Source organism: Companilactobacillus sp. FL22-1 (assembly GCF_043951805.1).
Lineage (GTDB): Bacteria > Bacillota > Bacilli > Lactobacillales > Lactobacillaceae > Companilactobacillus.
In genome coordinates, this window is record NZ_JBINJY010000015.1 from 29150 (window position 1) to 41395 (window position 12246).

Consider the following 12246-nt stretch of genomic DNA (forward strand, 5'->3'; position numbering starts at 1 on the left):
AAAAAATAAGGCTACCAATACATCATGAAGTGTTATATATAACACACAAGCACAATATATAGTAGTCTTATTTATATTTTCATAAATTCATATCGCCGACTGATTCACAAAACAGCGTTATAGTGAACCAAACCATTTGCCTCCACAACAGATGTTCATGTTCAAAAAAAGTTTAGTAAATTCGAATCATAACGTTGTAATGGTCTTATTACTCTTTATCTCGGGCAAAATAAAATGTCGCCGCAGCATAAATAAATACAATTGTTGTAATAAAAATGTGGACTCCGTATAAAACTCCATCCGTAGGTCCTTTAGTAACGCTGGCATTAAAGAAGCCTAAAGCATTGATTTTTGTAAAATAACTGATGAAATAAATCGTTGTCATATAAACTAATTGTTGAGAAACATTCCCCACGCAAGAAAGTTGATACTTGATCAAAAAGGCTCGTTCAGAATCTAAGTCAGGATGATTATATAAAGCATCGTTTAAGATCCGATTATCAGTTCCGACAAAGATTGCACATAATAATAAACCAATGAAATAAGTATAGTTAAATAATGCTAAGACAAGTCCCAATAACAATAGAGGATATCGCCAGCTAGTACGATTTTTCAATAGAAATGGACCAGCTTCAAATCCTAACAAATAAATCGTATAAATTAGCATCAGTGTATTGAAGCCAAATCTGATCGTACTATCAAAAATCGAATATAACATCACGTAATTCATGATGACACCACGATTGACGGCCACTAAACTCAAAGGAAAAATCTTTTTGTGAATGTCGATTTGATAATATGCTAAGAATAAAAAGAGCATAATGGCAACGACACTAATGAGTAGATCAAACGTTTGAGATACTGCCTTGAGCCGTGTATATCGAATAATGAAGATCAACATGACTAAGCTGGCTAGCACGATCAAACTAAAGAACGAATTAATCCGAAACTTTTGTTTAGTTTGAATTCCTTGATAAAAAGTTAATCGATGAGTGATATTCATTCCACCAACTAAAGCTGCCAAAAATAGAAAAGCTAGTAGAATAAAAGACAGATTTAAGAAGTTCGTCTTCGTAGCAATCAACTGAACCACTACAAGGAGAACTAAAGTTATTAACACCGATAAAGTATGCATTCGATTAAATTTAAATTCTTTATCCATCTGTCCCCGAGACCGAACCGTCAAGTAATATGGCCAGATCCAACTGGAAGCAAGCCCCAAGAGGACCCCTCCAATTACGCCAAAGAACGGATTAGCTGCTCCGAGAATAAAAATTGAACCGACCACCCCGAACAAACTTGAAAAGGACAACATGGTTGAGGCTGGTAAAGTAATAAAAGTCGTCAACAACATTCCCAAAGCTCGAAAAGTATAGAGCATTAAAAATGGTAATGCATAGTTGAAAATACTCTTATTTTGATTATATAAAGTTAAACAGAAAAAATACGGTATTGCGACGCCACCATTGGCCAAGAGGTCCAAGGCACCTTCGTTAAAGAAACTCATTATTCGCTTCATTTTTTTCACCTGAATTTAAATGTCTTTAAACATTTTAACAGATATAGCAAAAAAAATATGGAACACAGTCTAATTAATGTGTCCCATATTTTTTATTTGTTACGAACTAAATCATCTGCGACTAATCTTTCCGCAATTTGAACTGTATTCCAAGCAGCTCCTTTTAACAAATTATCAGAAACAACCCACATATTGAATGCACCTTGATTTTCTAAATCGGGACGAATACGCCCGACGAAAGTGTCACGACTGCCAACCGCATTGATTGGCTGTGGATAAACTTGTTGTGTTGGATCATCTTGTAAAACGGCTCCTGGAGCATCACTGATCAATTGTCTAATTTGTTCAACAGTTGCTGACTTATCTGCTACTTCAATATAAATTGATTCGCCATGGCCAATCGGTACCGGCACTCTAACGCAAGTAGCGGTGACTTTTATCTCTGGCGAATTCATATCACCAAGCATGATCTTCTTGGTCTCATGAATCATTTTCCACTCTTCATGAGAATATAAATTATCTTCTAAGACATCAATTTGTGGCAAGAGATTAAAGGCTAAAGGATAGTGCTTTTTATCACCCTTAGTAGGGAAGATTTCGGCACTCATCTGCTTGTGATCTAGATAGTCTTGAGCTTGATCATATAATTCCTGCAAAGCACTTTGACCTGCACCACTAGCGGCTTGATAAGTTGAAACGATAATCTGTTTGAGTCCAAAAGCTTTTCTGATCGGTTCCAAAGCAACCATCATTTGAATCGTGGAACAATTGGGATTAGCGATAATTCCATGATGTTGATATAAAGCAGCTTCATTGACTTCAGGAACAACTAACGGTACATCTTCTTCCATTCGAAAAGCACTCGTATTGTCGACACAGACGGCACCACGTTTGACCGCTTCTGGTAACAATTTCTTAGAAACCGCTCCCCCGGCAGAGGCCAAAACTAGATCAACACCTGCAAACGACTCTGGTTTTGCTTCTTCAACGGTAATTGTTTGATCTTTGAATTGAAGCTTTTTACCAGCTGAACGAGAAGATGCCAACAATTTAATTTTGGAAACTGGAATTGTCGACTGTTCTAATTGTTGAATCAATCGTGTCCCGACTGCACCGGTGGCACCTAAAATTGCTACTGTATATCCACTCATAAAAATTCATCCCTTAGTAATAATTTGTGAACTACTCGTCTTTAAAATTACGAGTTTTTAGGAACATTTCTAACTTGCTAAGCAACTAAAGTTGAAACTCTTTTACTAAGGTCTGTTCCCAGCCTTTGTTCTCAACGTCAAACTATAAAAATTATTAATAGCTAATTAAACAAGCACTAATTATTCAACCGTCTCTAATAAACTCTCTGTAAAGACGCGTAAACGTTTCATTGCTTCTTGAATATCTTTCATCGAAGCAGCGTAAGAAATTCTAAAGTGACCCTCGCCACCTTCACCAAAAGCCACACCAGGAGTTACTCCAACTAAGCCCTCTTCAGCTAATTTATTGGCAAATTCAACTGAAGTTAAATGATACTTTTCAGGAATTTTTGAGAAAGTGTAAAATGCTCCTTCAGGCATTGGTGTTTCATAACCCAGATCATTGAGTTGTTCTACTAGATAATCTCGACGTTGTTGATAAATATCACGCATTTCGATTGGGTCATCGATTCCATTTGCCAAAGCTTCCTCAGCTGCGAATTGAGCTGGGTTAGAAGGCGCTGTGACTGTAAAGGCATGCATTTTATTAGCTTGTTCAACAAAATCTTTAGGAGCTGCAATATAGCCGATTCGATAACCTGTCATAGCGTGAGACTTAGACAAACCATTGATCAAAACTGTTTTACCAGGCATTAATTTAGCTAATGACAAGTGTTTATGCCCATATGTTAATTCGGCATAGATCTCATCTGAAATTACGAACATATTCTTATCTTTTACCACATCAACGATTTCTTGCAGATCTGATTCTGAATAAACAAATCCAGTTGGGTTACCAGGGAAATTCAACATCAATGCTTTAACAGAATCTGGACCTTGAGCTTGGATAACTTGTTCCAAATGCTCACCAGTCAGACGGAAACCATCAGCCGTCGTATCAACTTGAACTGGAATTCCGCCTAGGATCTTCACGATGGGAATGTATAAAGCAAAAGTTGGTGTAGGAATAATAACTTTGTCACCAGGATTAATAATGGCAGCTAATGAGTCAAAAATAGCTTCTGTAGCACCAATCGTAACAATAACTTCCGATTCTGGATCATATTGCAGATCAAATTGTTTGTTCAAATAATCTGAAATAGCTTTTCTTAAGCTTAAGAATCCCTTTTGATCAGAGTAATGAGATTCATTTTCAGTGATACTTTCAATTGCAGCCGCTTTAATGTGTTCGGGAACGTTAAAATTAGGTTCACCCAACGTTAATTTGATTAATCCAGGGATTTTGGCAAATTTTTCGGCAAATTCTCTAATTTTTGATCGTCCCATAGGGGCGATTGTTTCATTAACAACATTCTTAACTGATGCATCTAATTCTGGCATTCTTCAACACTCCTTAAATTTTATGTAATCTAATCATATAACAAAATAGCATTTAATATTAGATATTTTTTAATCTTTTTAGTGAAAATCTAAATAACATTTTCAAGACCAATTACTAAATGATCTTGTTCAACAACTTCGGAAATTGCCAGTTTGACTCCAGTCATGAAGCTTACACGATCAGTGGTACTTTGCGAAATGGTTAAGGTCTCACCAGTTCCACCAAAAATTACTTCTTCATCGGCAACAAAACCGGGTAATCTTAAGGCATGGATCTTCGTACCATGATAATCACCGCCACGAGTTCCTAATGGATCAGTCGAAGCAGAATCCACTTGATTGTGTCCTCTGGCTTGATAAATCAAACGAGCTGTATTGAGGGCTGTTCCCGAAGGAGCATCGATTTTATCCTCATGGTGCTTTTCTACTATTTCCGCCTGACTAAAGTATTTAGCGGCCACCGCTGCAAATTTCATCATCAACACGGCCGATAGTCCAAAATTAGAAGCGATGATCCCACCGAGTTGTTTTGTCTTAGCTAGTTTTTGGAGTTCTTTAACTTGGCTTTCACTCAAACCACTTGTTCCTACGACTGGTCTAATTCCGTGTTCAATCGCAAATTTAGTATTTTCAAAAACAGCACTAGGAATGGAAAAATCAATCCAAATATCGGCAGTTTCAGTAATATCTTCAAGTTTGTTAAATAATTTTACGTCTGGTGAAAGTCCATAACTTTGTGGATTCAGATCTTTCAAATTTGGATTATAGCCTGCTACTAAAGTTAAATCGGTAGCTTGTTCAACCATTTGAACTGTTTTTTGACCCATCGAACCGTTAAATCCAGAAATGATTACTTTTCGCATAAATTACTCCTCTAAATGTCCAAAATTTTAAATAGTTGTTCTTGTTCATCCTTATCGAGTGATAAGATTGGCAAACGACAACCGCCAACCTTAAAGCCTAAGCGGTTCAAGGCAGCTTTGACTGGTGAAGGCGAAGGATACATGAACAAAGCATTCATCTTAGGTGTCAATTGACGTTGAATTTGACCAGCTATGCGATAGTTGCCATCTTCAAGCGATTGATACATTTCTGTCATTTCATTTCCAAAGATATGTGAAGCTACCGATATAACGCCGTTCGCTCCGATAACCTTAGCAAATAAGGCCTGACCATCTTCACCGCTATACACATCAAATGATTGGTCAACATGTTCAACAATGTATTCCAAATCTTCCAACGTATTGCATTGTTTAATACCGGCAATGTTTTTATTCTTTGACAGTTGTACGACGGTTTCTTTCTCCATCAATACTCCCGTACGACCTGGAATGTTATAAATCATGATTGGTAATGGTGAATGTTTAGCTACGGTTTCAAAATGAGCCACCATCCCCTTTTGATTAGGCTTATTGTAATAAGGCACTACTACCAGGGCCATCTCAATACCATCAATTTCAGCCAACTTCTTTATAAAATCAATCGTACCTTCAGTACTGTTACTTCCAGCACCAGCAATAATAGGTGCCCGTCCTGCAACTATTTCGACGAATCTTTGATAAAGCTGTAATTTTTCTGCTTCTGACAGAGTTGGCGTTTCTCCAGTAGTTCCACCAACGACAAACCCTTTAGTACCTGTGGAAAGTAAATGTTCCGTCAGTTTTTTTAAAGCTTGATAATCAATTTTTCCTTCCTCATCAAATGGGGTGATGATTGCCGTCATTAAATCGATCTCGTCATTCATTACGCTTCCTCCAAATTCATTCGATATTTCAAAAATTCAACAATTGCTGCGACACCTTTTTCAATCGCTGCTTCTTTCGGTAAAAAATCAGCTGAATGTAATGCAGCTGGGCTGTCAACCCCGAGCCAAAACATCGTACCTGGAATCTTATGTATCAAATAGCCAAAATCCTCACCAGTCATTTTAGGACTTGTTTCTTCAAAAGTTATATCAGCCGCTTGTTTCATAAAGTCAATCAAACGCTTAGTCGTTGTCGGATCATTTTCCACCGGATAATATCCGCCTTGGTTGTATGCCACTGAGATTGAACAATCAAAGGACTGCTCTAAACCAGCGGCCACTTCTTTGAGCCGTTTGCGGACAAATAGAATCATTTCTTGAGTTAATCCTCTAATCGTACCGTACAGCTTAGCTTCACCAGCAATCACATTTCTGATCACACCAGCTTGCATTTGCCCAAAGGTGATCACGGCACATTTGGTTGGATCAACATTTCTGGAAACAATCGTTTGCACTTGGTTGATAAAATTGGCTGCAATCACAATACTGTCAGTAGCCAATTGAGGATAAGCGGCATGACCGCTCTTACCGTGAATAGTCACATCTACTTCAGTTGTCCCTGCAAACAATGTTCCCTTACGACAACCAATGACACCAGCCTTTAAATCCGGATTATCATGTAAGCCATAGAACTCATCAACGTGAAATTTGCCACTAAAAGCACCTAAATCATAGGCAATTTTGCCACCACTTTGACTTTCTTCTGCTGGTTGAAAAAAGAAAATTAAATTATCAATTGGTTGATGTTGACTGAAATAATTCAAGATTCCTAAGGCCACAGTCATATGAATATCATGACCACAAGCATGCATCACGCCGTTATTAGTCGAACGATAATCGAATTCGTTGGTTTCAGTTACCGGTAAAGCATCCATGTCACAACGATACCCAATGTTTCTAACTGGTTTAGAACCATCAACTCTAACTAAAATGGCCGTTGGCAATTGTGAAAAAGTTTTTACGTGTAAAAAGTTTTGATCCATCGCTTGAATAACTTGTAAAAGATAGGCCTGTGTTTTAACTTCTTGCATCGCTAGCTCCGGAATCGAATGCAAGTGTCGTCTGATTTGAATCAATTGTCCTGTCGTTAGAGCCATAATTACAACTTCCTTAAAGTACTTTCGATTTTAGTCTTGTCAGTTGTCTTTTGATCTTTAACTTTGAGGATTTTGGCGGGAACACCAGCAACAACACTCCCTGCAGCTACATCTTTGGTCACTACCGCACCAGCACCTACAACGGCATTATCGCCAACTTCAACACCTTCGAGAACGACTGCATTAGCTCCGATAACGACATTATTACCGACTTTAACTGGTTTAGCGGAAGCAGGTTCAACCACGCCAGCTAACACTGCATTAGCACCAATGTGAGAATTTTCTCCAACAATAGCACGACCACCGAGAACTGCTCCCATATCGATCATCGTCTTAGCACCGATTTCGGCTTCAATATTAATAACTGCACCCATCATTATAACGGCGTTATCACCAATAGTCACTTGATCACGAATGATTGCACCCGGTTCAATCCGAGCGTTGACATTCTTAATATCTAGCATGGGTACGCCAGTATTTTGACCGATTGTTTCCACATATGGATCATTAAAATGATGTGCTCTTAAGATTGGTTCAATTACTTGATAGTCACCAATCAAAATGGCAAAATCTTTATTTCGAAAAACCTTTATTTCTGGGGGAAAAGTTATCGAAGTAACATCCTCTTGCAAATAAACTTTTACCGGAGTAGTTTTCTTAGAATTTCCTATATAATCAATAATTTCTCGTGCATTCATCTTTGCCATCTTAAATCCTCCATTAATAATCCAAATCAAGTCTAGTTAAATCTTGCAAACTTTCACGTTTGACGACTAACTTATCCTCGCCATTTTCGACGAAAACTACTGCTGGTCTGGGGTTGCGATTGTAATTCATTGCCATAGAATAACCGTAAGCTCCAGTAGCTAATACAGCGATGATATCACCCGGCTGTGTTTGCGGAACTGGTAATTGATCGATCAAAATATCACCTGACTCACAGTACTTACCAGCAAGATGAACCGTTTCCTTAATGGGCTGATTCAATTTATTTGCGACCACAGCTTCATATTTAGCTTGATATAAAGCGGGACGAATATTATCTCCCATCCCTCCGTCGACTGATAAATACGAGATTAAGTTGGGAATATCTTTTCGCGAACCGACTGTATACAACGTATATCCTGCAGGACCAACGATCGATCTTCCTGGTTCGATCCAAATTTCAGGCACTTGCTGACAATCCTTCTTCAATTCCGCAGCAATTTGTTGAATAAAGACTTTCGGAGCAATTGGGTCATCGTCATCGTTATAACGAATACCAAAACCACCGCCTAGATTAATTACTTTTGGCCAATAATCAAATTCTGCTTGGAAGCTCTTAGCAATCTCTACCATCTTTTTTGCCAATAAGACGAAACCTTGCGTTCCAAAAATCTGTGACCCGATATGTGCGTGAATTCCCAGCATTTCCATATTAGGATCTTTTAAAACTAACTCTAAGGCTCGTTTAGCCTGCCCAGATTCGACATCAAAGCCAAACTTACTGTCAACTTGTCCGGTTTGATCGTACTTATGGGTATGTGCTGAAATTCCTGGAGTCAGTCGCAACATAACTTTGATTTTGGTATGGTCTGTTTTTAAAATACGTGAAAGTAATTCAATCTCTAAAAAATTGTCTAAAATAATTACTCCAACTTGATTTTGTACCGCCATAACTAATTCTTCAAAAGTTTTATTATTTCCATGAAAACTGATCTTATCCGCTGGAAATCCGGCTTCTAAGGCCGTTTGTAGTTCGCCGCCTGAAACGACATCAACGTGCACATTCTCCTGTGCCATCACTTGATAGATAGCTTTGACTGCAAATGCTTTGCTAGCATAACTGATTTGATACTTTAATTGATTGGCGACAAAAGCTTCTTTATATTTGTTGATCTCGGCACGAACCTTTTCAATATCAAAAATATACAGTGGCGTACCGTATTTTTTGGCCAATTCAACGCTATCGACCCCACCAATCATCAAATGTCCTTCATAGCTATCTAAACTGTTTATTTTCATAGAAAATGCTCCTTTTGATAAAAAAAGATCCCTTTGCTTTACAACAAAGAGATCCACAAATTAATTTGCATCCGACTTGTCATAAGCTCACCGTGACCGACTTTTTAGCCACGACAGTTCGTATTCTCTTGTTAATACGCCCCAGCTTGTTGAACTCTGTAAAGTCCAACGCTTCGGCAATCTCCCCTTTCAATAAGTTCACAGCTCTTACAGAAGCTCCCTTATTTACTGATGTCGATTGCGACCTCTTTTATTGATTATTAGATTATAACAACCCTCATAATCAGTCAAGTAATATTAGTAATTTTCTCATTTTTATATTTTTTCAGTCTTTTTCCCTTGTCATAACTAAAGTTAATGATAAACTCATCATTAAAAACTATTTAATTTTAGGGGTGTATTACATGAAAATCGTTAAGTTTGGGGGAAGTTCCCTCGCTACTGGTGAACAATTTGCAAAGGTCGTAAAGATTATTAAAGATGATCCGGAAAGAAAAGTGATCGTTACATCGGCCCCTGGTAAACGTTCGCTTAACGATATCAAGGTGACAGATTTATTGATCGAATATGCTAATTCTGTCATTTTGAATGAAGACTCTACCAATATTCTCAAACAGATTATCTCAAGATATCATCAAATTTGTGATTATTTTAAACTGGATAACTCAGTTATTTCTAAATTACGAAAGATACTGATTGATTTAGCTACGATTGATTTTGAAAACAATGATTACTTGCTGGCAGCCTTTAAGGCTCATGGTGAATATCTCAATGCCATCGTTTTAAATGCCGTCCTCAATAATCAACAAATTCCATCAATAATGATTGACCCTAAGACAGCAGGAATCATTGTTCATGGACAAGCTAACGATGCTGATATCTCACCGCAAACTTATGCTAATCTTGCTAGCCTGCAACTACCAACTGACAAACGCGTCGTGGTACCTGGATTCTTTGGCTACAACACTAACGGTCAAATTTGTACTTTTGCCCGTGGTGGATCTGATATCACAGGAGCATTACTCAGTCGGGGATTTCAAGCTGATTTATATGAAAACTTTACCGATGTTGACGCAATTTATGCAGCTAATAATCACGTTGTAAAACATCCTCAGGCTATCAAAAAAATGTCCTATCGAGAAATGAGAGAATTGTCTTATGCAGGTTTCTCTGTTTTTCAAGATGAGGCCATTATCCCCGCTGTTGAAGGCCAAGTACCAGTCAATGTCAAAAATACCAATAATCCATCAGCCGATGGAACTTTAATCGTTCCTGAACAGTTTTTGTTCGACCCAGCTAATCAAATTACAGGTATTGCATGTTCCAAACGCTTTTCAGCTCTCTATATCCATCGATACTTGTTAAACAAAGAAGTCGGTTTTACTTTGAAGTTATTGCAAATATTTTATAAATACAATATCTCTTATGAACATATGCCTTCCGGAATCGATGATTTGACCGTTATTTTTGACCGCACAAAGTTGAATAAGACAACGATTGACCATCTTTGCCACGATGTCCGAGAAATATTAAAGCCTGATTATTTGGAATGGATCGATGACTATGCCATTATTATGGTAGTTGGCGAAGGCATCGCCCACAATGTTAACACGATTGGTGAAATCATTGATTCGTTAACCGAAAACAACATTGCTGTTCATATGATCAATCAGGGCGCCTCAAGAATCTCAATCATGATTGGCATTCAAGAGAATGACGCTGATAAGGCCGTTTTGAAAATATATCAAACATTTTTTAATTAATGAGGTGAATAGATTGGTAAAACTTCTCAAAGTACATGGTTCAGAAAATACATTCTTTATCCTTGATCAAACTCTGTTAGAGACTCCCCTGACGCCAACACAATTAAGTAAACTAGCCATCAATATCTGTGAGAATGTCTTCGGTGGAGCTGATGGACTCTTAGTGGTCGATGCTAGTGAAAATTATCTTGGAAAAATGACCGTCATTAACGCTGATGGTAGCTTAGCCAAGATGTGTGGAAATGGTTTAAGAACCGTCAGTCGCTACCTATCTGAAAAATTTCAGTTAGACAGTTTCCAGGTTGAGACTAACGATGCACCATTAGAAGTCGAAAAATCTGAAGACTTTTATCCTGGTGTACCTGCTTTCAGCGTTGAAATTGGTCCAATATCTTTCAATAATCTTGATTTACCATTTTCATATCACAATGAAGCTGAAATGGTCGATCAGATGATACCTGAATTCCTACCGGATCAAAGTTTTACTGCTGTAGCTGTGCCTAATCCACACCTTATCAGCTTCGTTCCCGAGGTAAGTAAATTAGAGCTTGGCGACCTTGGTCAAGAACTCAATTCCCAAAACCCGTATTTCCCTGAAGGCGTTAACGTTAGCTTTGGGCAAATACTAGCAACGAATAAATTATTTGTTGAAACTTATGAACGTGGCGTCGGCTTTACTAACGCTTGCGGAACCGGTATGTCAGCAGCAAGTTTGGTTTTTGCCATGCTACATAAAGATCAATTTGACCCTAACAAAGAGATTAAAGTCTACAATCCCGGTGGTATGGTCAAGACAAAAGTCACCCTCAGCAATAATAAAGAGCACAGTAAATTACGATTGATCGGCAATGCCACCTTTACTGAAGAAATCAATGTTGATGAGGACAGTCTAAGACAAAATGACTTAACCAACTTACAAATCATTGCAACTGGTGAAGAAAGAGATTATCAAAAGTTTATTAAAAATATTTCTCAAAAGTAAAAAAAGAGACCTATGAGTTAAACTCATAAGTCTCTTTTAATTAGTGCGCCTAGTAGGAGTCGAACCTACAACCTTCTGATTCGTAGTCAGACACTCTATCCAATTGCGCTATAGGCGCATATCTCTATCACAACAGAATTTATTATATCATATGGTTACATTATTTGACTAGTCAATTTCTCATTTTTTTATGTTAATTATATAACGAAATTTGTTGACTCTATGAATAGCTTTTTCGTAGCTTACATTTTATCAATGATTAATACGATTTGACTAAGAGCCGATTTTACTAAAAAAACCGCCCTATCGTTAGATAGGACGGCCTTTGTTGGTATATTAACCATATTGAGTTTAACCTTAACGGAGAGTAGGGGGTTCGAACCCCTGATACAGGTCAATACCCGTATACATGATTTCCAATCATGCTCCTTCAACCACTCGGACAACTCTCCAAGATAAAAAAAACTCCGGTTGTCAGACTCGAACTGACGACAACCTGATTAACAGTCAGGTGCTCTACCAACTGAGCTAAACCGGAATAATAAC

The 12246-nt window shown here is 37.9% G+C and carries 10 protein-coding genes, 3 tRNA genes and 1 riboswitch; of the genes, 2 read left to right on the plus strand and 11 right to left on the minus strand.

What is annotated here, in order from left to right; all coding sequences use genetic code 11:
* Positions 1 to 208: 208 nt before the first annotated feature.
* The 8 genes from ACG72T_RS11670 to lysA all read right to left on the minus strand — a co-directional run bounded on the left by ACG72T_RS11670 (position 209) and on the right by lysA (position 8955).
* Positions 209 to 1519 carry a hypothetical protein gene (locus ACG72T_RS11670; RefSeq protein ID WP_395266327.1) on the minus strand — a complete coding sequence of 437 codons (1311 nt, stop codon included), beginning with the start codon at positions 1517 to 1519 and terminating at the stop codon, positions 209 to 211.
* A gap of 92 nt (positions 1520 to 1611) precedes the next feature.
* The gene (locus ACG72T_RS11675) at positions 1612 to 2670 is read right to left on the minus strand and encodes an aspartate-semialdehyde dehydrogenase (RefSeq protein ID WP_395266328.1); all 1059 of its coding nucleotides are present in this window, start codon (positions 2668 to 2670) and stop codon (positions 1612 to 1614) included.
* Positions 2671 to 2850: 180 nt separating this feature from the next.
* The gene (locus ACG72T_RS11680) at positions 2851 to 4050 is read right to left on the minus strand and encodes an aminotransferase class I/II-fold pyridoxal phosphate-dependent enzyme (RefSeq protein WP_395266329.1); all 1200 of its coding nucleotides are present in this window, start codon (positions 4048 to 4050) and stop codon (positions 2851 to 2853) included.
* 89 nt (positions 4051 to 4139) lie between these two features.
* Entirely contained in the window at positions 4140 to 4913 is a 774-nt protein-coding gene (gene dapB, locus ACG72T_RS11685; RefSeq protein WP_395266330.1) for a 4-hydroxy-tetrahydrodipicolinate reductase, read from the minus strand.
* An 11-nt stretch (positions 4914 to 4924) separates the two neighbouring features.
* Positions 4925 to 5794: a 4-hydroxy-tetrahydrodipicolinate synthase gene (gene dapA / locus ACG72T_RS11690; protein WP_395266331.1), complete on the minus strand. Its 870-nt coding sequence runs from the start codon at positions 5792 to 5794 to the stop codon at positions 4925 to 4927.
* The gene (locus tag ACG72T_RS11695; protein WP_395266332.1) at positions 5794 to 6951 is read right to left on the minus strand and encodes an N-acetyldiaminopimelate deacetylase; all 1158 of its coding nucleotides are present in this window, start codon (positions 6949 to 6951) and stop codon (positions 5794 to 5796) included. The genes dapA and ACG72T_RS11695 overlap by 1 nt, the downstream gene beginning before the upstream one ends.
* A gap of 2 nt (positions 6952 to 6953) precedes the next feature.
* Positions 6954 to 7658 carry a 2,3,4,5-tetrahydropyridine-2,6-dicarboxylate N-acetyltransferase gene (dapD, locus tag ACG72T_RS11700; protein ID WP_395266333.1) on the minus strand — a complete coding sequence of 235 codons (705 nt, stop codon included), beginning with the start codon at positions 7656 to 7658 and terminating at the stop codon, positions 6954 to 6956.
* 13 nt (positions 7659 to 7671) lie between these two features.
* Entirely contained in the window at positions 7672 to 8955 is a 1284-nt protein-coding gene (gene lysA, locus ACG72T_RS11705) for a diaminopimelate decarboxylase (protein WP_395266334.1), read from the minus strand.
* 75 nt (positions 8956 to 9030) lie between these two features.
* Positions 9031 to 9213, minus strand: a riboswitch (Lysine riboswitch).
* Positions 9214 to 9359: 146 nt separating this feature from the next.
* Here lysA and ACG72T_RS11710 point away from each other — a divergent pair.
* Positions 9360 to 10718 carry an aspartate kinase gene (locus tag ACG72T_RS11710; RefSeq protein WP_395266335.1) on the plus strand — a complete coding sequence of 453 codons (1359 nt, stop codon included), beginning with the start codon at positions 9360 to 9362 and terminating at the stop codon, positions 10716 to 10718.
* 13 nt (positions 10719 to 10731) lie between these two features.
* Positions 10732 to 11700, plus strand: a complete 969-nt coding sequence (gene dapF / locus ACG72T_RS11715; RefSeq protein WP_395266336.1) for a diaminopimelate epimerase — start codon at positions 10732 to 10734, stop codon at positions 11698 to 11700.
* 44 nt (positions 11701 to 11744) lie between these two features.
* Here the strand turns inward: dapF and ACG72T_RS11720 are convergent.
* The 3 genes from ACG72T_RS11720 to ACG72T_RS11730 form a co-directional block, all read right to left on the minus strand.
* Positions 11745 to 11818 (minus strand) — tRNA-Arg (locus ACG72T_RS11720).
* A 243-nt stretch (positions 11819 to 12061) separates the two neighbouring features.
* Positions 12062 to 12152, minus strand: a tRNA-Ser gene (locus tag ACG72T_RS11725).
* A gap of 13 nt (positions 12153 to 12165) precedes the next feature.
* A tRNA-Asn gene (locus ACG72T_RS11730) sits at positions 12166 to 12238 on the minus strand.
* Positions 12239 to 12246 lie beyond the last annotated feature (8 nt).

Coding starts and splice junctions, on each gene's coding strand:
- ACG72T_RS11670 (WP_395266327.1), bottom strand. CDS start 1,519: ATGAAGCGAATAATGAGTTTCTTTAACGAAGGTGCCTTGGACCTCTTG.
- ACG72T_RS11675 (WP_395266328.1), bottom strand. CDS start 2,670: ATGAGTGGATATACAGTAGCAATTTTAGGTGCCACCGGTGCAGTCGGG.
- ACG72T_RS11680 (WP_395266329.1), bottom strand. CDS start 4,050: ATGCCAGAATTAGATGCATCAGTTAAGAATGTTGTTAATGAAACAATC.
- dapB (WP_395266330.1), bottom strand. CDS start 4,913: ATGCGAAAAGTAATCATTTCTGGATTTAACGGTTCGATGGGTCAAAAA.
- dapA (WP_395266331.1), bottom strand. CDS start 5,794: ATGAATGACGAGATCGATTTAATGACGGCAATCATCACCCCATTTGAT.
- ACG72T_RS11695 (WP_395266332.1), bottom strand. CDS start 6,951: ATGGCTCTAACGACAGGACAATTGATTCAAATCAGACGACACTTGCAT.
- dapD (WP_395266333.1), bottom strand. CDS start 7,658: ATGGCAAAGATGAATGCACGAGAAATTATTGATTATATAGGAAATTCT.
- lysA (WP_395266334.1), bottom strand. CDS start 8,955: ATGAAAATAAACAGTTTAGATAGCTATGAAGGACATTTGATGATTGGT.
- ACG72T_RS11710 (WP_395266335.1), top strand. CDS start 9,360: ATGAAAATCGTTAAGTTTGGGGGAAGTTCCCTCGCTACTGGTGAACAA.